The organism is Lactococcus sp. AK05, from assembly GCF_041026685.1.
GTDB classification, from domain to species: Bacteria; Bacillota; Bacilli; order Lactobacillales; family Streptococcaceae; genus Lactococcus; species Lactococcus lactis.
Window position 1 is genome coordinate 1 of record NZ_JBFTEI010000006.1, and the last position, 24,018, is coordinate 24,018.

At 35.4% G+C, this 24,018-nt stretch carries 18 protein-coding genes; 5 read left to right on the top strand and 13 right to left on the bottom strand.

The features are described 5' to 3' along the window. The 9 genes from AB6B24_RS10195 to AB6B24_RS10235 all read right to left on the bottom strand — a co-directional run. The coding region (locus tag AB6B24_RS10195) for a bacterial Ig-like domain-containing protein (protein ID WP_369164585.1) at window positions 1-3,645 on the bottom strand (3,645 nt) is incomplete at its 3' end. A 465-nt stretch (window positions 3,646-4,110) separates the two neighbouring features. Beyond that, window positions 4,111-4,338, bottom strand: a complete 228-nt coding sequence (locus AB6B24_RS10200) for a DUF4176 domain-containing protein (RefSeq protein ID WP_033899013.1) — start codon at window positions 4,336-4,338, stop codon at window positions 4,111-4,113. 127 nt (window positions 4,339-4,465) lie between these two features. Beyond that, entirely contained in the window at window positions 4,466-7,606 is a 3,141-nt protein-coding gene (locus AB6B24_RS10205) for an SMC family ATPase (RefSeq protein WP_311802759.1), read from the bottom strand. 2 nt (window positions 7,607-7,608) lie between these two features. After that, entirely contained in the window at window positions 7,609-8,781 is a 1,173-nt protein-coding gene (locus tag AB6B24_RS10210) for an exonuclease SbcCD subunit D (protein WP_118263354.1), read from the bottom strand. Between the two features lie 151 nt (window positions 8,782-8,932). Next, window positions 8,933-9,871, bottom strand: a complete 939-nt coding sequence (locus tag AB6B24_RS10215) for a 2-dehydropantoate 2-reductase (protein WP_038600639.1) — start codon at window positions 9,869-9,871, stop codon at window positions 8,933-8,935. 197 nt (window positions 9,872-10,068) lie between these two features. Further along, window positions 10,069-10,488, bottom strand: a complete 420-nt coding sequence (locus tag AB6B24_RS10220; RefSeq protein ID WP_058205252.1) for a Spx/MgsR family RNA polymerase-binding regulatory protein — start codon at window positions 10,486-10,488, stop codon at window positions 10,069-10,071. Between the two features lie 182 nt (window positions 10,489-10,670). Continuing rightward, window positions 10,671-10,820, bottom strand: coding sequence for a hypothetical protein (locus tag AB6B24_RS10225; RefSeq protein WP_012897949.1), 150 nt, complete (start codon window positions 10,818-10,820; stop codon window positions 10,671-10,673). A gap of 338 nt (window positions 10,821-11,158) precedes the next feature. After that, the gene (locus AB6B24_RS10230; protein ID WP_235589882.1) at window positions 11,159-11,233 is read right to left on the bottom strand and encodes a hypothetical protein; all 75 of its coding nucleotides are present in this window, start codon (window positions 11,231-11,233) and stop codon (window positions 11,159-11,161) included. 304 nt (window positions 11,234-11,537) lie between these two features. Then, window positions 11,538-11,981, bottom strand: coding sequence for a hypothetical protein (locus AB6B24_RS10235; RefSeq protein ID WP_038600633.1), 444 nt, complete (start codon window positions 11,979-11,981; stop codon window positions 11,538-11,540). 307 nt (window positions 11,982-12,288) lie between these two features. On the opposite strand from AB6B24_RS10235, the gene AB6B24_RS10240 reads away from it, so the two are divergent. From AB6B24_RS10240 to AB6B24_RS10260, 5 genes are all read left to right on the top strand, one after another. After that, window positions 12,289-13,911: an NFACT family protein gene (locus tag AB6B24_RS10240; RefSeq protein WP_104141755.1), complete on the top strand. Its 1,623-nt coding sequence runs from the start codon at window positions 12,289-12,291 to the stop codon at window positions 13,909-13,911. A gap of 39 nt (window positions 13,912-13,950) precedes the next feature. Then, the gene (locus AB6B24_RS10245) at window positions 13,951-14,766 is read left to right on the top strand and encodes a putative RNA methyltransferase (protein ID WP_311802768.1); all 816 of its coding nucleotides are present in this window, start codon (window positions 13,951-13,953) and stop codon (window positions 14,764-14,766) included. Window positions 14,767-14,944: 178 nt separating this feature from the next. After that, window positions 14,945-16,465: an ABC transporter ATP-binding protein gene (locus tag AB6B24_RS10250; protein ID WP_311802770.1), complete on the top strand. Its 1,521-nt coding sequence runs from the start codon at window positions 14,945-14,947 to the stop codon at window positions 16,463-16,465. Continuing rightward, window positions 16,458-17,552 (top strand): ABC transporter permease, encoded by a 1,095-nt coding sequence (locus AB6B24_RS10255; RefSeq protein WP_311804189.1) that lies wholly within the window; start codon window positions 16,458-16,460, stop codon window positions 17,550-17,552. The genes AB6B24_RS10250 and AB6B24_RS10255 overlap by 8 nt, the downstream gene beginning before the upstream one ends. Continuing rightward, on the top strand, window positions 17,549-18,502 hold the full coding sequence (locus AB6B24_RS10260; RefSeq protein WP_311802773.1) for an ABC transporter permease: 954 nt from the start codon (window positions 17,549-17,551) through the stop codon (window positions 18,500-18,502). Before AB6B24_RS10255 ends, AB6B24_RS10260 begins: the two co-directional genes overlap by 4 nt. A 118-nt stretch (window positions 18,503-18,620) precedes the next feature. On the opposite strand, the gene AB6B24_RS10265 is transcribed toward AB6B24_RS10260, so the two are convergent. From AB6B24_RS10265 to nagA, 4 genes are all read right to left on the bottom strand, one after another. Beyond that, window positions 18,621-19,598 carry an L-lactate dehydrogenase gene (locus tag AB6B24_RS10265; RefSeq protein WP_311802776.1) on the bottom strand — a complete coding sequence of 326 codons (978 nt, stop codon included), beginning with the start codon at window positions 19,596-19,598 and terminating at the stop codon, window positions 18,621-18,623. A gap of 117 nt (window positions 19,599-19,715) precedes the next feature. Beyond that, window positions 19,716-21,224 (bottom strand): pyruvate kinase, encoded by a 1,509-nt coding sequence (gene pyk, locus AB6B24_RS10270; RefSeq protein ID WP_047206066.1) that lies wholly within the window; start codon window positions 21,222-21,224, stop codon window positions 19,716-19,718. A gap of 87 nt (window positions 21,225-21,311) precedes the next feature. After that, window positions 21,312-22,334, bottom strand: coding sequence for a 6-phosphofructokinase (gene pfkA / locus AB6B24_RS10275; RefSeq protein ID WP_003131080.1), 1,023 nt, complete (start codon window positions 22,332-22,334; stop codon window positions 21,312-21,314). 385 nt (window positions 22,335-22,719) lie between these two features. After that, window positions 22,720-23,868: an N-acetylglucosamine-6-phosphate deacetylase gene (gene nagA / locus AB6B24_RS10280; RefSeq protein ID WP_311802779.1), complete on the bottom strand. Its 1,149-nt coding sequence runs from the start codon at window positions 23,866-23,868 to the stop codon at window positions 22,720-22,722. Window positions 23,869-24,018 lie beyond the last annotated feature (150 nt).

Genomic DNA, 24,018 nt, shown 5'->3' on the forward strand with positions numbered 1-24,018 from the left:
GGCACCATCTTTACCTGCTACACCTGCTAGTCCTTGTGCTGAAACTCCCGTATCTTTTCCATCAATATACCAATCACCATTTTCTCCAATGCTAATATCTGGCTCTTTACCCTCAGGATCTGTTGGACCAATTACTCCTGGATCTGTTGTTCCGGTAGGAGGGAGAACTGTGAGTGATCCTTCACCAGGAAGTGTTACACCTCCTGGTGCAGCTGAACCACTTTTAGAACTTGAGGAACTACTAGCCATACTTGAATTATTAGTTGCGCTAGAACTTTCAGCACTGTTATTAGAACTAGATGCAACATTACTGCTATTACTTGGCGAGCTAGAACTATTTGAATTGTTCGGTGCAACAACCGTCAAGCTTCCTGATCCAGGTAGAGTAATTGGGTCGGCAAAAGTAACTGTACTTGTCAATATGTCTCCCACAGGAATACTTGAAGCATCAAAGCTATAAGTCAAAACAACATGTCCAGCACCGATATTATCAACTACCATATTTCCATGGGCGGTAGCAATAATTTTACCTGTATGGGTGTCATAAAGGGTCCCTTCCGTAGGTTGAGAAGTATTTGCGTCCATCATATCATTTTCAACTTGAACAAAATCATAAGCTAGTTGGTTTCCATCCGCATAAATTTGTCCTTGTAAATACGCTCCCGCAAGTTGGTGATTACCAGAAGCAACATAAACTGGTGCAGATGATTTATAAATTTTACCAGTTATAGGATCAATATAACTATAATCTACTGTATAAGTTCCGACTGAGTTTGTGTTAACGTATCCAGATACACTGAGTTCATCCAATGATAAACTCTTACCTCCAGTGATAATTGCAGAAACGAAGCCAGCATCTGGAGAATATTGATCACCAACAAATACGGTTTGAGATTGGGTCGTAATTGTTACAGCACTAGTTGGAGCAATTATAGGGTTAATATTTTCATTGTTCATTTGATAGACAATTGTTGTATAACCAGCCTGTGTAGGAGCGCTGTTTAAACTTACTCCCGCAGTATTCCCTCCTTGCGTAGATGCTGCAGCAGTCCCCATTGTTGTAGTTGCTCCATTTAAAGTTGGTTTAACTACAAACGTTTCGGGTACAAACATACCATCCTGATTTGATCCTGTAACAGCTTTTTGACCTTGATAATAATAGTTTTCGTATGCAAGGTTTTGACTAATCTGACTGCTTGGGTCTTGTGCTGTAAACCCAACTGTCATAGTTGCAGATGCTGTTATTGTAGGAATAGCAGCTGTTCCTGTACCATTTGCACCAACATTCCCACCAAGGCTGAGAACACCATCAATCACACCAATACCAAATTGGATAGCATCAAGTGGGCTGCTTAAATTTCCTTGTATTGAACCAGCAATAGCAGAATTTGATAAATTAGCAATATTGCCTATTCCTGCTAGAGTTTGACCTAAAGCGTACCCTATACTATTAGTTCCGCTAGTTAAACTATTTGTAATATCTGCTTGTAATCCTTGAACAATAGAATTATATCCTTTTAAAGCGGTACTATAATCTGCCGTGGTTGTATTAAGTATACCATTCAAAAAGTTATCTACAATAGCAAGCCCTGTAAAAGAAGTATTACTTGAGTAATCATCAAATAGATTTGTAATCGAACTTGGTAGAGTAACAATCGTTCCCAGTTCATTACCTACTGATTGGGTATAATTTGTCACAAGATTAGTTGCCCAGTTAGCTACAGCTGTAATAAAGCCATGACCACTTCCTTGAACGGTAAAGGTACCATCACCGTTATCAACAACTGGTGCAAGATAATTTTCAGTAAATATCCCACTTGTTGGAGAGCTGGCATTTGCCAATACCTTTCCAGATTCATTAATAGAATTTATTGCAAACTGAACATTATTACCATACTGTTGTAAAGCTGTCGCTGCAACTGTGCTAATAGACTGAACCTGAGTAGCAACATTATAAATCCCTTGTTCAAAAGTAGTAGGATTAATTTTTAAAAGTTCACCAATAGTAGGACCAGAGAAAAGTGCTCCTCCAGTAAGTGGATTTGGAATAGATATTGCAGTACCTAAAACTGTAGTAATTAAATTATTAAGTTGTTGTTGACCGCCATTTAAGATAGAGTTAAACGACAACTGGTTAAAAGGCGAAATAATGGTATTTACTGAACTTGAAATAATTCCATTCACATAATCTGTTGCTGAAATTCCAACATACTTAAGGACATTGTCTGGAACACTTACAGCTGGATCAATAACAGCCTCTAAAGCACCAGTAAAATATGTTGCAAGAGAGGAAGCTAAGTTACCATTCAAAATTTGATTGATTGTATCAGTAGTTGAAACCCAAGCAGAGCCCGCACCTGCAGCTATATCATTTACAAGAGAAGCCACACTTCCTACAGCACCTCCAAGAGTATTAGCTAAAGCTTCTGTAGTACTTGAATCAGCAGTATATTGAATGCTAACCATTGCAGTACTGGCTGCTGAAGTGACGATATAGCCAGTTTCTTCTGCGCTCATCATATTTTGCATTGAAGCAATGGCTGTACTATTTGCAGTAATACTAGTCAATAGATTCGTCATCTGTGTAAGTAAAGAAGCCGCACTTGCATTAAATCCACCCGCTGCAATGGCTTGTGATTCTGCGGCAGACAATGAAGCATAATCAATCGCCATAGAACTAGTAGCTTTTGACAAATCAGCAATCGAGGATGCAATAGCAGAATTTTTTACAGTTGTAGAAGTTGACTGAACAAACCCTTCACTTCCTACTACATCGTTCGGATAATAACGTTGAGCTCCTTCATTTATTATTTGATAAGAACCACCAATTGTTTGTGCCGTTGCATTATTTTTTACAGCGATAGTTGTTGTAGTCCCTTGTAAATTAGCCGTCGATTCCTGATTTTCCACATAAATTACTTTGGTATCTGCTACTGATAGACCAGCCTCCACTAAATCAGAAGGTGCTTCGACTGTCCATGAATAATTTCCCCCAGACAGAATATCATTAGCTGGTTCTCCTGAAGGTACTATTTGAGTTTGCTTAATATCAAATGATGTCGAAGAGTTTGCACTACTACCAGCTTGTATTGCCCCATTATTATTCAATGCTGTGCTATTTGTAACTCCTAAAGCTGGTGAGGCTGAGGAATCCACTCTGTTAACAGAACTATTAACACTATAAGTTCCGTCAGTATTAGTTGTATTTTTAGTTTCTGGAAGGCCTGTTGGAGCTGCAGTAGAGCCTAAAGAGTTTGAAGTTACTGTCGTTCCATCTTGCCTTAAAACAACATTACTCGTACTCGTTACTATTGTAGAACTAGCCACACTTGAGGTTGCTGCTACATTACTTGCAACCACCATATTTGAAGAAGCGATTGAACTTTGCAGTGAATTAGCATATGAGGCATTATCAGCGCCTGCGGTGGCATTAGATCCTAAACCACCGGTTGCCGTATTTTCCGTCCCAGTAGCACCCGCTGAACTTAGAACTTGTCCATCTGCATGTACGTCTAGTTCAGTTCCTAAAGCACCTACTAATATAAATGCAATGACTGCAGAACTATAAAGCCAAGTTTTACCAGATTTCCAAGTACGAAATTGGGTGTTTACTTTTTTGAGATTTTCTTTCTTAAGTTTCTCCATAGTTTATTCCTTTTCGTTTTTAATAAAATTGTTTCACAATAACATAATACATTTTAATTAATAATAATTCAACTTTTTGGATGTATTATTCATGATTTATTTTTATCAATAGTATCCCAATTGATATTTTTTTAAGACATTAAACCTTACTAATAAATAGTTTTATATAGATTACACTGTATAAAAATGGCTTTTATCCATCAAAAGCCCCACTCCACAAAGTGTATAATTATGCACAATCGTTAAATATCAAGTAACACCACACTATCAACCTAACCGTTACTATAAACAAACCATTTCCTTTCATTAAGAATTCTTGTTGTATTTTTTGTAAAGCGAAATAAAAAGATTTCGACATCCAAAAATTCTTATTTTTTGCCATCAACAGTAATTGTAGACAATGAAAAAAGCAAAAGATATAAAACCTCCTGCCTTTTCATAGAACTAACTCCATAATCTTTTCAATTAATTATCTAAAAAACCCATTTGAAAAATATAAACAACTTCTTCTTGATTAAAATAACGAATCGATTTGAGATTTTTATATCCTTCTGGTATTACTATTGCTGAATAGTCCAGCTCACTATTTGAATCTAACCCTACTTGCTTATAACCAATGATCATCAATTTTTCACTTCCCCCAGCAAGTAAAACTACACTCCCAAGTGGCAGAAAATCCTTTAACTCCCTCATAATTTACAATTTCCCTTATTGCTTCTTCCTATAACTCTTATACGTTAGAGTAATTATAACATTTACTTGAACACAAAGCTACAACTGAAATAGAAATATTACATCATTTTTAGTTAGCATAAAAAAATTATTTAATGACAGGTTTAATATTACTTCTACCATCCCCCATTTTATTTATGATAATTTGTTGTCCAATAGTTGCTTTCATTTCCTCTACATGGCTAATTACTCCAACTAATCTATTTTCACCAATTCGTTCAAGAGCTTGCATTGCTTTTTGTAATGTTTCTTGATCAAGAGAACCAAATCCTTCATCAATAAATAGTGCTTCTATTTGGACACCATTAGCTGTATTTTGAACTACTTCACTTAAAGCCAAGGCAATTGACAATGCAGCTATAAATGTTTCTCCACCCGATAAGGTATCAGCTGAACGAGCCGCCCCTGTTTCATTATCATAAATATTAATATCTAAGCCATGATCCATTCGTCGATTATTTCCTTCGCTAGCAAGTTCAAATCGATATCTATTGTTTGACAACTGATTAATAAAATGAAGGTTAGCATAATCAAGAATTTTTTCTAAATAATTTTGGACCACATATGTTTCAAGCCTTAGTTTATCTTCGGAAGCTCTACCTGAAATTGCATTATAAAGCTTAGTAATTGCAGCTTTTTTGCTAGCATCCTTATCTTGTTCTTTTATGACTTTTTTTAATTCACTAAGGATCAACTTCGCTTGCTCTACTTCATTTTCAGCAGATACCAATTTTTTTTGCAAAAAAACATAGTTTTCATTTGTCTGTTTCTTTTCTTCTTCAATCAATGCAAGAATTGGTCGCTTTTTATTTTGAATTATTTGTTGAATATTTTTAATTTCGACTTTCAATCTTGCTTTATCTGCTTTATACTGTTCGACTTCTTGGGAAATCTGGATTAAATCATCATCATAAGCCCACTCTTTTAATACTTGAAATTCTGTCGTGAATGCCTCTTGCTCAGAAAATTTTTCTTTTATTTTTTCTTTATTGGTGCTTATCCTTTCAAGTAATGTTGCTTCTTGACTTTCCAATGAATTTAAGCTGGCCGTTTGTGAAGAAATTTTTATTTTAATATCCGTAAGTTGGGCCATTAGTTCTGACAGATTTTTTTCAAATAAATCAGTTTCTTCTATTAGCTTATCTCGCTTCCTTATCAAATTATAACTTGTTTCAATAATCCCTATCTCTGTTATTTCGGCGATTAAATTTTCTATCTGTCTATTAAACTCTTGAGTACTATATTCAAAGTCTTTCACCTTTTCCTGTAATTCAAGTTTTTTTGACTCCAAATCAGCAAGCTTTGCTTTTATTTCATCATTTTTTACCTCTTCCAACTCTAACGATTTCGTTAAATTTAAAAGACTTTCCTCAATAGATACTTCATCAAAGGAATCCGGAAATATTTGTGAATAATCAGCAATAAATTCACTATAAAGAATTGAAAGTTCTTTTTCAAACTCATCTGCCTCTATTTTTTTCAAATCAAGACTAGTTTTAAGTTCAGTCTTTAATTGTTGTAATTGTTTATTTTTCTCCAAAAGGACTGTTTGTTTCTTTTGTGATTCATCAATCTCTTTCAATAAATTTCCAAGTTCTTTATAAGAGCTTTCTTCAATAGTTTCTGTAAACGGATGTTCTAATGCACCACACACGGGACATGCTTCGCCTTCTTGCAACTCAGATTGCAACTGTGCGATCATCAATCGCCTTCTACCTTTTAATTTTTCATTATAAGCAAATTTAGCCTTTTCTAGATTGTCCTTATTTTCAGAAAGCGCTATTTTGTTTTCTTTTAATTTTAATTCTAACGCAACAATATCATCTTTTGAATGTTTAACTTTCTGAAAGGTCGGAATTAATTTCCCACGAAATGTCAATTCTAATTGATTTCTCTCTTCTCTTTTATTAATAAAGTAATCATCAGAAATAACATCATCTTGAAGAGTCGAAATATTTTTGGCTGTTTGTCCCAAGTTAGCTTTAAAACCTTCTAGTAGTGTGAGATTATCAGCTTGCTCTAACTTTAATTCCTCTACCTTTGATTGCTTTTTTTCTACCTGACGTGATAGCTGAATCTGGACAAATATTTTTTCTGCTGCTTTTTTATTCTCATTAATATTTTCTTGCTGTTTATTTAAGTCCTCTTTTTCGTTTGTTAATTTTTTCAAAAGAATTTCATCTTTTACTTTTTCAGAAATTATCCCAGCAATATTACTTTTCAAACTTTTTGACTGTTTTATATCTTGTTCTAATTCATGAATACTTTCTTTTAAGGGAGAGGCCCATTTCAATTTTTTTAGATATTCGGAATTTTCTTCAAAAATAGCTGACTTTTCAATAATATTCTGCTGGTAATCATTTTCTAAATTATTTAGATTTTTAAACTGATTTTCTAATTCCAACGCGGATTTATAAGCTATTTCTAGCGAAGTTACTTTTTCTTCTTGTTTAGAAGTTTGACCTTCAATCTCATTTTTTCTCGCAACACGATCCTTCCATAGAGAAGTGACTAGATCCAGTTTTTCTTGTTCTGCTGCATCTTCTAGTTCTTTTAACTCAAAAGGATTCCAAATTGATGACTCATATAAATTTTGTTGTTTTCGATCATGTTCTAAATATACCGCGTTCATCTCTGAATTTTTAGCCTTTATCTCATTGCTAAAAGATGTAAAAATGTAGGTACCAAATATTCTTTTTAATATTGCCTCTTTATCTGGAGTAGAAGACTTCAAAAATCTCGAAAAGTCATTTTGTGGTAGAAGAATTATTTTTTTAAATTGTTCGGCATTCAGATGTAAAAGACGAGTGATTTCTTCTCCAACGTTTTTAGGATTTATTGCAATATTATTTTTCTCAATCCCTTTTACTCTATCTACAATAGCTAATTTCGCAGTTGATTTTTGAAGAGTTGATCCACTGCCTCGTTTCTTTGAGAGTTTTTGTTCAGGACTTCTTTCAATTCTGTATAAAAGATTTCCTTGTTCAAAATAAAAAGTCACGCTTGTCTTATCATCAGCTGTTGCAAACTGACTTCTCATTTCTTTGGCATCTCTATCACCCGTTGTTGTTCCAAACAACGCATATGTCATCGCGTCAAATATCGTGGATTTTCCAGCGCCTGTGTCCCCACTAATTAGAAATATAGGAGATTCATCTAGCAGTCGAAAATCTACGACAGAATTCTCATGGGGCCCAAAATAATTCATTTCCAAATATATAGGCTTCATTTTTATTTTTCTCCTTCTAATTCATTAAATGTACTTTCGATGATTGCTGTTTGTACATCATCTAGCGTTTCCCCTGTAGTAAATTTATAAAAACTAGAAAGAATTTCCACATTATCTAACGTTTCAATATCTTGACTCCTACTTCTTTTTAATTGTTTTTTTTCAAATTGATAGTCAAGTTCTATAATTGTTCCATAAATCTTTTGGAGTTGGGCACGTAAATTTTGTCCCACGAGTTTTGTCCGATCAAAATTTTTAATTGTAATCGCAAACCAAGCTTTATTAAGTGGTTGCCTTTCATAAAAATCACGTTTTATGAGTTGCTCCCATTCTTCTTCAAGAACTACTAAATCTGTTTTTACTTGTAATGGAAGAAAGTTAGAGTTGAGCATTTTTTCTTTAATTTCAACAACAAAGATTCCTTTTTGCGTTGACGCTTCTTTGGTATTAAATTTTACTGGACTCCCCGAATACTGTACTTTATCACTTGGGGAAGCTAACCTAGTATGAATATGACCTAACGCAACATAATCAAAATCTGAAAATTGTGAAACATTTAAGGTCGATAATCCACCTACTTTAGATGGGGTTTCACTTGTTAAATCAATTTCTTCTTTATGAGGACTCACCGCAAAATGAGTGACTAAAACCTGATTTTTCTTATTATTGAACTGACTTTTCATCTTAGAAATTACCAACGTCATCGCATCATCAATTGTCTTAATTTGCTTTGTGTCTTCTTCATCTAATCCCTGATTCGAAAAATATATTCTTGCATCCATTGGGTCAAAAAAGGGGAGTAAAAAAATCTGAGTTTCTTTTGTTTCCACTGGAATAAAGGCTTCCTCAAGAGATGTTCGTAGATGTAAATTATTAAAATCCAACCAGTCCTTAGCGTAACTTAGTCTTTTGGCTCCATCATGATTCCCTGAAATCATATAAATAGGAAACTTTTCTATAATATTCATCTCTCTCAGCATCTGATTGAATGTTATAACTGATTCTGCACTCGGAACTGTTCGGTCATAAAGATCTCCAGCAATGATAATTCCATCAACTTGATTTTGTTTTGCCAAAGATAAAATTTGCTCAAATGCATATTTTTGTTCTTCCAATAAAGAAAAACCATTGAGTGTTCTTCCAATATGCCAGTCTGATGTGTGTAAAAATTTCATATCTCTATCCCCCGAAAATAATCTTAATCCTTGTAATATTCATCTTTCATTATAACATTATCAAATAGTTTTATATCATTCATTGATAGAATATCTGATAAAACAAAAATACTAGCATTAACACTAGTATTTCAATAAATTCAATTATTTATTATTTTGCTTTTAATAACTCTTCTTTGCTGTGAACTAATTGTGTTAAAAAATCACAATAAGGTGTGGCTACCTTATATTTTTTACCTTTACGTGAAACAGCACCATTAATATAGTCAATCTCTGTCAATCGATTATTTTTAATCAAATCCTGATACATGGAAGGGTAATGTAATCCAATTGTGTCACGATCAAAACAGGTTTCAACATGCTGAACTACTTCAGCAACATCAAGGTTTACATTCTCAAATTTTGCTACTGCTGAAAATTCATTAACAATAGTAACAACCATATCATGTGCTGGTTTTGTTTCACCCAATCCGGCCATATTAGTGTCTAAAATAGTACAAAGTCCATTCATTGTTCCATTAACACAAGCTTTTCTATAAATAGAATAATGAATATTGTTAGAATATTTAGCATTCAATCCCGATTCTGATAATATTTCTGCTAACTTTTTAGCTGTTTCTTCCTCACCTGAAATAAGATTTTGCAGCTCAACCGAACCATCACCAAATAATTTAGCTTTACCTGGACCTTCTAATCCAGCAGTCCACATAGTATTACCAATAAATATATTATTTTTCGAAACATATTTTTCAATAGTATCTTCGTGGCCAATTCCATTTAGTAAGCAAAGTACCTTGGTATGCTCGTCAATTAACGGTTTAATATCTTGTAGCATCTTATCTAATTGCATGGCTTTTGTAAACAAAATAATTAAATCTGTTTTTTCTTTAGAAGAAATCTCAGATTGTAACTCAACCGATAGATGTGCGGTCAGTTCTTCTCCGTTGTAATTAGCATGCAAACCATGCTCTTTAATCGCTTTAACGTGTTCAGGCCATCCATCTATAAGGGTTACTTCATTGCCACCTTTATGAAGCATTAAACCAAAGCGACTCCCCATCGCTCCTGCACCGGCAATTGTAATTCTCATTTTTTCTCTCAATCTACATATTTTTCCATAAAATAACTGAATTCGCTATTTTAAACGAGTTCAGTTATAGTAATTTATAGATAACAAATTATTTATAGTTAAAATTGTAGCTTTTTATTAGTCAAAAATCAAAAATTAACTTTTAAAAAATAAGATAGAGATATTCAGAAAATCCAACAAACCCTCACTAGATATTCTTATTTTGCCTGATCCCAAATTCGAACATTTTCAATAGCGGTCATCAGGCCAAGCTGCCTGACTTTTCGTGGAAGAAATTTACGAATATCATCTTCGTTATAGCCTACTTGCAACCGATGTTCATCCACCACAAGTGGACGACGCAGTAATTTTTGATTCTGAACAATTAGCTCTACGAGTGAATTTAGAGTGAGCGCATCAAAATCAATGGTTTTTGATAGTTTTTTATAAGCACTACTTCTTTTAGAAATAATTTCCTCAACTCCATTTTCCGTTAATGAGAGTATTCTTAAAATATCTTTTTTTAATAAAGTATTTTCTAAGATACTTATTTCTTCAAATTCTAATTTGTTTGTAATTAACCATTGTTTCATTTTTTTACTTGAGCTACAGTTTGTCGAAGAAAATAATTTAATCATGGCATAATTTCCTTTTTTGTTTTTTGTTATTTTTTTCTCATTTATAAATATATTATATTAAATATTTAATCTTTTGTCAATATATATTATTTTTATTTAATTTTTTTGTTATTTAACTAAAGTTTGTATGCATACCCTATTAAATAATAAAAGCCATCATTTTGATGGCCTTTGTTTAATACTTATTTTCTCCCCCCAGAAGTTAATGTCTTAAATTTATGCTTCCATTCGTTTTGGAACCATCGATTTTCAAAGGTGTCTGCAAGCAGAGTATTTCTCTCTGTTTGTTGTTTACTATTTTTGACCACTTTTACTGATATTTTTTTAGACAATTGATTTCCTCCCATTAGTGCTCTTAGTTGATTAACCGAACAGGTCATCTCTAAAACTACTATATAGCTTAAAAAAATCTAAAGGATACAGAGAATCATTTCATTCTCTTAACGTAATTATACCAAAAAAATAACATTTTATGAAGGAAAAAGTTTTCTTTTTGATATAGATAATTTGAATACCCCATTAAACAAAAAAGCCAGTCGAATGAACTGGCTCAATGTTTGTAATTTGAAAAGAATTTCAGAGATGTCAAGGTTGGATGTGCCTTGACTCTTTTATTCTATCGTATTTTATAAACTTTAACTAATTATTTGTTTGAAAAATTTTATTGATGTTAGCTTTCATCCTTCTTTTTATTCTTACGCCAGAACAAAAGACTACCAAGCAGAGATTGAATAACTGTTCCAATTACACCAAGCCAGCCAGTATTTGCATCATTTGTTACTGGTAATTTACCACTTGAAAAACACTTACTCCCATATTATTCCCATTATTACCTATTGTCATTCTAGAAGTCAAGACCGGAATAATAAAGTTTGTTGGATCACTTACATTTCCTTAAGTATCAGTTGTGATACCTGAAAGTTAGGTCCTCGATTTAATCTCCATCGGAAGTTTGATGCTATAGTTTCCATTTCAAAATAAAAAAATACTAATGATAGCATTCTTTATTTTTGTATTTTTATTTTAGTTGATTTTATTTTGTATTTTATTTATTTCTCGGAACTTTCTTCTAACATTTTCATTCTTCGTAAAAGTTGATGTTCTCCAAATAAAATTAGTAATAAAACCAAGCTCCAACCTCCAATCAGTCCTGCCGAATCGATGAGCGGTCGCCCAGTCTTTGAAATAAAAATACGAGTAGGATGGTCTTCAACCACATATACTTTAATCTTTTCACCGGCGTTTCCTAATTTTCGAAAATAAACATCTAAAGGCCGCTTTTGATACTCTTTTCCTTCAAAAACATATGACACTTCATGAATGGCTTTAACCTCTGTTCCATATACAATTTGTCCTGAAACAGCTGTCTTTTCTAAGTTTTTATTCGTTTGATGAATACCTATTAAAAAGAGAGCTCCTCCAAGCATTGCTACAGCAACGACAAACATGACAATCCGTAGAATACGCTCAACTATGCCGACAATTTTATTCATTTAATTATCCTATATTTTCTAATTTACTAATTTTCCTGAACTTATTTCTATTTTATTTTAACATTTTTTACTGATAAAAGTTACTTTATCACTTATCCAAAGTTTTTTCAAAATTTTTGAAAGAAATACTAGCCCTTCTTCAATAATAGAAGAAAAATTATTCTTTTTTTGGTAAAATTGGCATAGAAATAATTATAAAACTCATCGTATTTACTGACAGGTTTGTCAATAAATCGAAAAGATATAATCACTCCCTAATTAACAGTGAAAACTGCTTATAAGAATTATAAAACGAAAGAGGCACTTAATGTCCTTTGATGGTATTTTTTTACACCACATGACGGCTGAACTTCAACCGTTGGTTGGTGGACGTATTCAAAAAATTAATCAACCTTTTGACCAAGAACTTGTTTTAACAGTTCGGTCAGCTGGTAAATCTCATAAACTTTTACTCTCAGCACACCCTGTTTTTGGTCGTGTTCAGCTGACCAAAACTGATTTTCAAAATCCACAAAATCCAAATAATTTTGTGATGATTTTACGCAAATATTTGGCGGGCGCTTTTATTGAACAAATTGAACAAGTGGGCAATGATCGTCAGATTATTTTCCATATTTCAACCAAAGATGAAATTGGTGACCGTTTAAAAATTGCTTTGATTACAGAAATTATGGGTAAACATAGTAATATTATTTTACTAGAAAAAACCTCGCAAAAAATTATTGAATCCATTAAACATATTGGCTTTTCACAGAATCAATATCGCACAATTCTACCAGGTTCAACTTATATTGCACCACCTTTAAATACTGCTATTGACCCTTTCAAAGCTACTGACGAAGAAATTTTTGAAGCTTTACAAACTGAACAATTACAACAAAAATTACAAGGAATCGGACGTGATTCTAAAAATGCGTTGACAGGTCTGTCAGTAAAAGAATTCAAAGAAAAATTACTGACAGTCACTCCATCAATTTATCCTAACGATACTTTTTCCAGTATCAAACTTGCTGACGAATTTGTAAGTTTTGACAGTCTCTCTGAAATGCTTGATACTTATTATGCGGATAAGGCCGAACGTGACCGTGTTAAACAGGTTGCTGCTTCTGTCATTAAAAAAATTCAAAATGAACTGAAGAAAAATCGTGATAAATTAAAAAAACAAGAACGAGAATTACTTGCGACTGACAACGCTGAAATTTTCCGTCAAAAAGGTGAACTGCTTAATACATTTTTAAATCAAGTTCCTAATGATAAATCAAATGTAACTTTGGAAAATTACTATACTAATGAACCAATTGAAATTGCTCTAAATCCAGCTTTAAGTCCTGTTCAAAACGCTCAACGTTATTTCCATCGTTATCAAAAATTGAAACAAGCCGTCAAATTTTTAGGAGAGCAAATTGCCAAGACCAAGGAAACGATACATTATTTAGAATCTGTTGAATCAAATCTTGAAAATGCTGACGTGGCTGAAATTGCTGATATTCGTGAAGAATTAATTCAAACAGGCTATATTAAGCAAAAATATCGTAATAAAAAGCAAAAAATGCTCCCACCAGAAAAATACCAAGCTGAAGATGGAACAATTATTTTAGTAGGTAAAAATAACTTACAAAATGAACAAGTCAGTTTCAAACTTTCACGCCGTGGCGATCTTTGGTTTCACGTTAAGGATATTCCGGGAAGCCATGTTTTGATTACAGGAAATACAAATCCATCTGATGAAACAATTACTTTTGCTGGGGAATTAGCAGCCTATTTCAGCAAAGCACGCTATTCCAACCTTGTCCAAGTGGATGTTTTAGATGTAAAAAAATTACACAAACCAACAGGAACAGCTCCAGGGTTCGTTACTTACGACCGTGAAAAAACGATTCGAGTGACTCCTGACGAATCTGTCATTAAATCTCGCAAAATTGGTAAGTAAATTTTACTGACAAAACTTAATTTTTATATTGGAGAACAAATGTCTGAAATCATCAGCTGCCCTGTATGCAGCCACTTGCTCATAAAGGAACAAAATACTTATAAGTGTGAAAATAACCATACTTTTGATTTAGCTAAGGAAGGTTACCTCAACCTTCTTTTAAATGCCAAAAAAACTTCTGGCGACTCAAAAGAAATGATGGCAGCCAGACGCGACTTTCTCGCCAAAGGCTATTATGAAAAACTATCAGATAGAGTTAATCAAAGACTTAAAAAATCTCATTCAACTGACCAAGATATCCTTGATATTGGTTGCGGCGAGGGCTACTACCTTTCACGCTTCCAAAAAGAAATTGCCCCGAAATCCTCTAATTTCTATGGAATGGATATTTCTAAATTAGGAATTCGCATGGCAGCTAAAAAAAATCCAATGATTCATTGGTTAGTCGCTAATTTTGCCAAACTTCCTTTCAAAGAAAAATCTGTCAGTACCGTTTTATCAATGTTTGCCGAATACTCTGTTCCAGAAATCGACCGAATCCTTACTGACGACGGAAATATTATTATTGTCAGAGCCGCAAACAATCATCTTATCGAATTAAAAAATATTATTTATCCTGAAATTCATGAAAAAATAAAAACTTCATCTATCAAATCTTTTCCCGGTTTTTCCGTTGAACAAGAAAATTTTTCATATAATGTTACCATCCAATCTACCGAGGATTTATTAAGTCTGCTATTGATGACACCACATTATTGGAAAATCAAACCCGAAGGAATTGAAAATTTAAAGAAATTTGAATCCTTGGAAGTAACAATCAGTATTGAAATTGATTTATTAAAGCGACAAAAATAAATCTTTTTAACTGAAAAATAACTGTATTTTAACCAAGGTTTTTTAAAAACCAATTATTAGGAAAAACACTCTCATTATTGGAATGACGGGGCTTTCATAAATTGGACAAATTTGATATAATTAAATTTGTAATTTTTACAATTTACATTATTATATTATTTTATAAGAAGGAGCCAATATGGCAAATGAAACTGTCATTCAAATGATTGATGTCACCAAACGTTTTGGTGATTTTGTCGCTAATGACAAAGTCAATCTTGAGTTGAAGAAAGGTGAGATTCATGCTTTGCTCGGCGAAAATGGAGCCGGTAAGTCAACCTTGATGAACATTCTCTCAGGACTCCTCGAGCCTAGCGAAGGTGAAGTCCACGTTAAGGGAAAGCTCGAAAATATCGACTCTCCGTCTAAAGCAGCAAACCTCGGTATCGGAATGGTTCACCAACACTTCATGTTAGTTGACGCCTTCACAGTTACTGAAAACATCATCCTTGGTAATGAAGTTACTAAAGGAATCAATCTCGATTTAAAGACTGCTAAGAAAAAAATACTTGAACTTTCTGAGCGTTATGGTCTTTCTGTTGAACCTGATGCGCTCATCCGTGATATTTCTGTCGGTCAACAACAAAGGGTTGAAATCTTAAAAACACTCTATCGTGGAGCTGATATCTTAATTTTTGATGAACCAACAGCGGTTTTGACTCCAGCTGAAATTTCTGAATTGATGCAAATCATGAAGAATTTAATTAAAGAAGGCAAGTCAATCATCCTCATCACACATAAATTGGATGAAATCCGTGCGGTAGCTGACCGTATCACAGTTATTCGTCGTGGTAAATCAATTGATACTGTTGAACTTGGTGACAAAACAAACCAAGAACTTGCAGAATTAATGGTTGGACGCTCAGTTTCATTCATCACCGAAAAAGCTCCTGCTCAACCTAAAGATATTGTCCTCGAAATTAAGGACTTAAATATCAAAGAAAGTCGCGGTTCTCTAAAAGTTAAAGGATTATCACTTGATGTTCGTGCCGGTGAGATTGTAGGGGTTGCCGGAATTGATGGAAATGGTCAGACAGAATTAGTGAAAGCAATCACTGGCCTAGCCAAAGTCGATTCAGGTTCTATTAGACTCCACAACAAAGACATTACCAATCAACGTCCTCGTAAAATCACGGAACAATCTGTCGGGCATGTCCCAGAAGACAGACATCGTGACGGTCTCGTTTTAGAAATGACAGTAGCCGAAAATATTGCTTTGCAAACCTACTACAAACCACCAATGAGTAAATATGGTTTCCTTGATTATAATCAAATAAATAGCCATGCTCGCAAACTCATGGAAGAATTTGACGTTCGTGGTGCTGGTGAATGGGTTTCTGCCGCTTCTCTTTCTGGTGGTAATCAGCAAAAAGCAATTATCGCCCGTGAAATCGACCGAAATCCTGACCTCCTAATCGTATCACAGCCCACTCGTGGACTCGATGTTGGTGCGATTGAATATATTCATAAACGTTTAATCCAAGCTCGTGATGAAGGAAAAGCAGTTCTTGTTATTTCTTTTGAACTTGACGAAATTCTAAATGTTTCCGACCGAATCGCTGTTATTCACGATGGTCAAATTCAGGGAATTGTAAGACCTGAATCAACCACAAAACAAGAGCTCGGTATTTTAATGGTTGGAGGAAACATAAATGAATAGTAAAACGAAAAAAGTCCTTGTTCCTCTGGTAGCCATTGTTTTTGGTTTCTTATTGGGAGCAATTATCATGCTAGCCTTTGGCTACAACCCAATTTGGGGTTATGAAGACCTCTTCATTTCTGCTTTAGGAAATGCAAGAGCAATCGGTGAAACCTTACAAACAATGGGCCCACTAATTTTGACAGCTTTATCTTTTGCGGTAGCAATGAAAGTAGGCCTCTTCAATATCGGGATGTCTGGTCAAGCACTTGCTGGTTGGATTAGCTCGATGTGGTTTGCTTTGAGTTTCCCAGATATCCCACGTCTATTGATGATTCCTTTAGTTATAATCATCGGAATGTTCTTCGGAGCATTTATGGGATTCATACCAGGTATTCTTCGTGCTCTCCTTGGAACATCAGAAGTTATCACCACAATCATGCTAAACTATATCATGTTGTTCTTCTCAACATTTATGATCCATAGCATGTTCCAAAAAAGTATTTTGATGGATAATACTACTGACCAAACAAAACTAATTAGTGTCAATGCTTCTTTCAGAACAAATTGGATGTCATCATTAACTGATAATTCAACCTTAAATATTGGATTAATCATTGCATTGATTGCCCTTGTGATTATGGCGATTATCTTTACTAAAACAACTCTAGGATTTGAAATCAAAGCTGTTGGTTTAAATCCTGATGCTTCAGAATATGCTGGTATTTCAGCAAAACGTACCCTTATCCTATCTATGGTTGTAGCTGGTGCCCTTGCTGGTCTTGGTGGTGTTGTTTACGGATTTGGATACATGCAAAACTTTGTTTCTCAGTCAGCATCCCTCGACATCGGATTCAACGGGATGGCTGTTGCCCTTCTTGGTGGTAATAGTCCTATCGGTATTCTCTTTGCCGCTCTTCTTTTCTCAGTTCTTCAAACAGGTGCTCCTGGTATGACAAATGATGGTATTCCACCAGAAATCGTTAAAGTCGTTACTGCATCAATTATTTTCTTCATCGCAGTGAAGTTTATTATTGAAGTCATGTTACCAAAAGCTAAAGAAATCAAAGCATCAGAAGCTGCTAAGAAGAAAGGAGAAAAAGCATGAATCTTGTAAATACTTTACAAATCATTGTCGCTAATATGCTCATCTATTCAACTCCTCTAATCTTTACAAGTATTGGTGGTGTCTTCTCCGAACGAGGCGGTATCGTCAATGTCGGTCTTGAAGGAATAATGACTATCGGAGCTTTCAGTTCCGTTGTATTCAACTTAACTACTGCCGGAATGTTTGGAAGTATGACTCCATGGCTCTCAATCCTTTTTGGAGCTTTAATTGGTGCTCTCTTCTCTTCTCTTCATGCGGTAGCTACAGTAAACCTAAGAGCGGACCATATCGTGTCTGGTACTGTACTCAACTTGATGGCCCCAGCACTCGGAGTTTTCCTACTTCAAGTTTTCTATCAACAAGGTCAAATTAATATCAATGAACAAATCGGTTATTGGAATGTTCCAGTACTATCAAATATTCCTGTCATTGGTAAAATCTTCTTTAGTCAAACTTCTCTACCAGGGTTTCTTGCAATTGTTGTAGCCATTCTCGCTTGGTACGTTCTATTTAAAACACGTTTCGGTCTTCGCCTTCGCTCCGTTGGTGAAAACCCACAAGCAGCTGATACCCTTGGAATCAACGTTTATGCCTACCGTTGGGCTGGTGTGCTTCTCTCAGGCGTCCTCGGTGGTGTAGGTGGTGCAATTTATGCTCAAGCAATTTCTGGTAACTTCTCAGTTTCAACAATTGCTGGTCAAGGTTTCATTTCACTTGCAGCTATGATTTTTGGTAAATGGAATCCTATTGGAGCAATGTTATCATCACTTCTCTTTGGGCTCTTTACCTCACTTGCTGTTGTCGGTGGACAAATCCCTGGAATCAAAGAAATCCCTTCTTCATTCCTACAAATGGCTCCATATGTCTTTACAATTATTGTCTTGGCACTCTTTCTTGGAAAAGCAATTGCGCCTAAGGCTGATGGTGTTAACTACATCAAATCTAAATAAATTTACAAAAATAAAAAGTCTGTTGATGAACAGACTTTTTTATTATACTTTTAGCTTAACAAATTTAATTTAAAATAAAAAAAGAGCTGGTTGAAATTTCAACCAGCTCTTTTTATTTTTAGTTTTTAACTGCAGAAGCAAATTCTTCTTTAGCAAAGGCTTCGTCAATGATTGCTTTCAATTGAGCACCAGAAGCTTCCATTTTTTGCATTTCAGCATCATTCAATGGAATGTGGATTGGGTTAACAACACCTTCAGCACCAACTACAGCTGGTTGACCAAGGTAGCAGTCGCTTACGCCATATTGTCCATCTTGGAATACTGATACAGGAAGTACTGCATGTTCATCATCAAGAATTGCTTTAGTGATACGAGCAAGAGCTACAGCGACACCGTAGAATGTTGCACCTTTTTTAGCGATGATTGAGTAAGCAGCATCACGTACAGATTCAAACAATTCAACGATTTCAGCTTCGTTAAGGTAATCATTTTCTTGGAACCATTGTTCCAATTTAACACCAGCAACGTTAGCGTGTGACCAAACGGCAAATTCTGAATCACCGTGTTCACCCATGATGTATGCGTGAATTGAACGAGCGTCAACGTCAACTTTTTCAGCCAAGGCTTGACGGAAACGTGCAGTATCAAGTGAAGTACCTGAACCTACAACACGGTTTTTAGGGAAACCAGAAAATTTCCAAGTAGCGTATGTCAAGATGTCAACTGGGTTAGCAGCAACAAGGAAGATTCCTTTGAAACCTGAATCAACAATTTTGGTTACAACATCTTTAGTGATACGAAGATTTTTTTCAACAAGGTCAAGACGAGTTTCACCTGGTTTTTGTGGAGCACCAGAAGTCAAGACAACGAGGTCAGCGTCGCTTGCATCAGAGTAGTCTGCAGAGTAAATCTTTTTAGGTGATGTAAATGCCAAGGCATGAGAAAGGTCTTCTGCATCTCCTTGAGTTTTTTCTTTAAAAAGGTCAACAATTCCTAATTCTTGTGCAATCCCTTGGTTTACAAGAGCAAAAGCATATGATGAACCTACAGCACCGTCACCTACAAGGATAACTTTTTTACGTTGTTTATCAGCCATGATTTTCTTTAATTCCTTTCAAATTATAAACGAGTATTTTATAAAATATAATCTTTTCAACAATAGGGCCTGTCGATAGCGGCAGGCATTATTGTTTTAAGATTCTTAATTGACAAATTATTTAACAGTGCGGATACGCATTGTATTTGTACGACCAGTACCAACTGGAACACCAGCAACGATGATGATATTGTCACCAGATTCAACTAAACCTGAAGCCAAAGCAACTTTTTCAGCAACTTCAAACATGTCATCTGTAGATGAAGGTTTTTCAGTCATCATTGGGATTACACCCCAGTTAATCATCAATCCACGTTCAACTTTTTCGTCAAATGTAACAGCCAAGATGTCAGCATCAGGACGGTGTTTAGAAATCAAACGAGCAGTGTTACCAGATTCAGTCAAAGCAACAATCAATTTGATATCCATAGCTTCTGCAGCGTTTTTAACTGATGCAGCAACTACTTCTGTTACAGTTGATTTGTCGTAACGTTCTGGGTGAAGACGTCCGTATTCTTTCAACATTGTTTGAGCGTTTTTGTTAACAGTAGCCATTGTACGAACTGATTCGCGTGGGTATTTACCGTTAGCAGATTCACCTGAAAGCATTGTTGCGTCAGTTCCGTCAATAACAGCGTTGAATACGTCTGAAATTTCTGAACGTGTAGCACGTGGGTTGTAAGTCATTGATTCAAGCATGTTTGTTGCAGTAACAACGATTTTACCTGCTTTGTTAACTTTGCTGATGATCAATTTTTGGTAAACTGGAACCATTTCAAATGGAACTTCGATACCCATGTCACCACGAGCGATCATGATACCATCAGCTGCTTCGATGATTTCATCAAGGTTTTCGATACCTTGTTGGTTTTCGATTTTGGCCAAAAGTTGTACGTGTGGATTTCCAGTTTCTTCACAAATACGACGTACTTCTTTAACGTCATTTGCAGTACGTACGAATGAGATAGCGATAAAGTTGATTCCACCAGGTTGTGAAAGTCCGAAACGGATATCCGCATCATCACGTTCAGCAAGAGCTGGGAAAGGAATTTTAGTGTTAGGAATATTAACACCTTTTTGTTTACCAATAACACCATCATTTTGTGCTTCAACTTCAAACTCACGAGTTGCTGCATCTTTACCAGTCAATGACAAACCAAGTTTACCATCGTCAATCAAAATAGTTTGACCGATTTCAACATCATCAAAGATATCAAGACCACCAGCTACGTTCAAAGCAATCAATTCAGGAGTTGATTTAAGACCTTGTTTAGTTGCAACGCGGAATTTATCTCCAGTAACAACGCTGATTGCATCAGCACCGTCAGCAAAGAGTTCTGTACGCATTTCAGGACCTTTAGTATCAAGCAAGAAACCTACTTTATGACCAGCAATTTCTTCAGCGCGGTGAACTGTTGCCATACGAGCACCTTGTTCAGGATGGTCACCGTGTGAGAAGTTGAAACGGAAGACATTTGCGCCTTCTTCAATCAAAGCTGCAATGTTTTTTGCTGATGCTTCGACGTCAAGAGATTCTCCCCAATAGCCGCTTTCACCAAATTTTTTGCCACCACGAATTTCGACAGCAGGTCCAAGAGTTGAGACGATTTTTACACGTTTATTCATTTTGTGTTTTTCTCCTATAATGATTAATTATATATCTCTGCCCTAATTATGCGTTTAACACTTAACTAGAAACAGATTTGCAGTAACTTAGTTAAGGTTAAGATTGTTGAGTGCTGAGTTAAGACGGTAAAGTTCAAGACCAGCTTTATGCGGGTTATTTACTTTGATTCCACCTTCAGTAGTCAAACTAAAGAGTGCTCCTTCTTCAGCTGTTCCGAGAATTGGACTTTCTACAAGTTCTTCATTACGGATACCAACGGCTACGCCACCGATTCCATCACGAAGCAATTCAACGGCACGAGCACCCATACGTGAAGCAAGAACACGGTCACGAGCTGTTGGTGAACCACCACGTTGGATGTGTCCAAGAACAGAAACGCGAAGGTCTCCTTTATAACCAGCTTCTTTAAGTTTTGTAGCAAATTCTTCACCAGTCATTACACCTTCAGCAAGAACGATGATGTGGTGATTTTTACCTTTTTCGTAGCCTTTATTAATGTTGTTAACTACGTTTTCAAACTTAAATTCTTTTTCTGGAATACAAATATCATCTGCACCAGCAGCGATACCAGCATTCAAAGCGATATCTCCGGCATTACGTCCCATTACTTCTACAACGAAAGTACGGTTATGTGATGATGAAGTATCACGGATTTTATCCAAGGCATCTACAACTGTTGAAACAGCTGTATCAAATCCAATTGTAAAATCAGTTCCTACGATATCGTTATCGATTGTTCCTGGAAGTCCAACAGCTGGGAAACCATGTTCTGTAAGACGCATAGCTCCATGATAAGAACCATCACCACCGATTACAACGACACCTTCGATACCGAATTTTTTAAGTTGCTCAATCCCAGCAAGTTGTCCTTCTACTTGAGCAAATTCTGGGTAGCGTGCTGAATACAAGAATGTACCACCACGACCGATTTTATCACCAACTGAAGCTGACGTAAGCGGGAAAATATCTCCCGCAACCATGCCCGCATATCCATGATTGATACCGTAAACTTCGATACCTTCAGAAATTGCTTTGCGAACAACTGCACGAATAGCCGCATTCATCCCTGGGGCATCACCACCAGAAGTCAAAACTGCAATGCGTTTCATTTAAATCTGTCCTCCGAAATTGAGATACATAGCAAAATACGTAAACGTTATTAATATTTTTACCATGTTCATTTGTTGTCTAGTTCATTATATCACGTATTTATAAAAAAATCTCTTTACAAACTGTATGAAACGTTTTCATTGTTTCTTTTTTTCTAAGCCCTATTTTGCAAGGGTTTTCTAGCATTTTCAAATAAAATTTATAGACTTCATTTGCTCTTAATTCTTCTATAATATGACATAATAATAGCCATTCTATTCTTTTATATTTTAACAAAAAAGTAAATAATCTTTTACCTTTTTGTTTATTTTTCTGATTATTCAACTTGAAAAATGAAATATTTTCATAAAAAAAATGAATTCCTTGCGAAATTCATTTTTTATATTACGCTTCATAGCGTTTTTCACCATCAAGATAAGTTGCAACTAAATCAAAATCATTGTCTAAAACGATAAAATCAGCTGACAAACCTGGTTTTATTTGACCACAAACATCATCAATGTTTACAGATTTTGCTGGTGTCAATGAAGCCATCATAATTGCTTCTGCTGGTGTGGCAATTCCCCAGTCAATGACATTTTTAACAGCTGTTTTAAGTGTTAAAATTGAAGCCGCTGGGCGTCCTGTTGGAAGCCATGCGGCTCCGTCACGAACTTCTACTTCGTATTCGCCAAGCATATAAGGTCCATCAGGAAGTCCTGCGGCACGCATTGAGTCTGTAATCAAAACAATATGGTCAGCGCCTTTCATTTTCATTACAATTTCAGCTGCTTCTGGACGAACATGGTGACCATCACAAATTAACTCAGCATAAGTGTTTGGTGTATTTAAAATTGCTCCAACCATTCCTGGTTCTTGGTGAGTCATTCCAGACATTCCGTTAAAGGTGTGAACCCAAACAGATGCTCCAGCTTGTACCCCAGCAACCGCTTGTTTATAAGTCGCATTTGAATGTCCCAATGCAATAACAACACCTGATTCAGTCGCTTTACGGATGAAGTCTTCTGAACCATCACGTTCTGGGGCAAGACCGATTTTTTTGAGCATTCCATGCGCGGCTTCTTGCCAATCTTCAAGTTCCCACATTTTGGCATCACGCATGTATTTAGGGTTTTGAGCCCCTTTCTTTTCTTCTGTAAAGAATGGGCCTTCAAAGAAAATACCACGTACTTTGGCTCCACGAGCTTCTTGGTAATGTTCTCCTACAACCGTACAAACCGCTTTCAATCCTTCGTGGTCATCGGTCAAAGGACTTGGTAAAAATGAAGTGACCCCTGCTGACAACAAGCCTTCTGACATTGTTCCCATAATTCCTTCAACTTCAGCATCTTGGGCATCCGCTCCACCAAAACCATGGATATGTGTTTCAACAAGGCCTGGGGCAATTGATTGACCTGAATAATCTAAAATGTCAGCTCCTGATGGTGCTTCTTCTGTCCACTCTCCAAATTTTCCATCAGTAATTTCTAAGAAACCACCTTTTTTTGTTTCATAAGCGTAGAAAAATTGATCTGCTTTAATATAGTAAGTCATAAATATCTCCTCTTCTTTTTCTTTAATTTTAGCACCCTTTATCTTTTTTGTCAATAAACAGTATATACCAATTATCGCTATAAAAAATTACTGACAGATTTTGCCTGAGCCTATACAAATCATACTTTAGCAGATGAAAATAGTGCTCAA

Excerpts from the sequence above, each read along its gene's own strand:
- AB6B24_RS10200 (WP_033899013.1), bottom strand. The coding sequence starts at position 4,338 with ATGAGGGAGTTAAAGGATTTTCTGCCACTTGGGAGTGTAGTTTTACTT.
- AB6B24_RS10205 (WP_311802759.1), bottom strand. The coding sequence starts at position 7,606 with ATGAAGCCTATATATTTGGAAATGAATTATTTTGGGCCCCATGAGAAT.
- AB6B24_RS10210 (WP_118263354.1), bottom strand. The coding sequence starts at position 8,781 with ATGAAATTTTTACACACATCAGACTGGCATATTGGAAGAACACTCAAT.
- AB6B24_RS10215 (WP_038600639.1), bottom strand. The coding sequence starts at position 9,871 with ATGAGAATTACAATTGCCGGTGCAGGAGCGATGGGGAGTCGCTTTGGT.
- AB6B24_RS10220 (WP_058205252.1), bottom strand. The coding sequence starts at position 10,488 with ATGATTAAATTATTTTCTTCGACAAACTGTAGCTCAAGTAAAAAAATG.
- AB6B24_RS10235 (WP_038600633.1), bottom strand. The coding sequence starts at position 11,981 with ATGAATAAAATTGTCGGCATAGTTGAGCGTATTCTACGGATTGTCATG.
- AB6B24_RS10240 (WP_104141755.1), top strand. The coding sequence starts at position 12,289 with ATGTCCTTTGATGGTATTTTTTTACACCACATGACGGCTGAACTTCAA.
- AB6B24_RS10245 (WP_311802768.1), top strand. The coding sequence starts at position 13,951 with ATGTCTGAAATCATCAGCTGCCCTGTATGCAGCCACTTGCTCATAAAG.
- AB6B24_RS10250 (WP_311802770.1), top strand. The coding sequence starts at position 14,945 with ATGGCAAATGAAACTGTCATTCAAATGATTGATGTCACCAAACGTTTT.
- AB6B24_RS10255 (WP_311804189.1), top strand. The coding sequence starts at position 16,458 with ATGAATAGTAAAACGAAAAAAGTCCTTGTTCCTCTGGTAGCCATTGTT.
- AB6B24_RS10260 (WP_311802773.1), top strand. The coding sequence starts at position 17,549 with ATGAATCTTGTAAATACTTTACAAATCATTGTCGCTAATATGCTCATC.
- AB6B24_RS10265 (WP_311802776.1), bottom strand. The coding sequence starts at position 19,598 with ATGGCTGATAAACAACGTAAAAAAGTTATCCTTGTAGGTGACGGTGCT.
- pyk (WP_047206066.1), bottom strand. The coding sequence starts at position 21,224 with ATGAATAAACGTGTAAAAATCGTCTCAACTCTTGGACCTGCTGTCGAA.
- pfkA (WP_003131080.1), bottom strand. The coding sequence starts at position 22,334 with ATGAAACGCATTGCAGTTTTGACTTCTGGTGGTGATGCCCCAGGGATG.
- nagA (WP_311802779.1), bottom strand. The coding sequence starts at position 23,868 with ATGACTTACTATATTAAAGCAGATCAATTTTTCTACGCTTATGAAACA.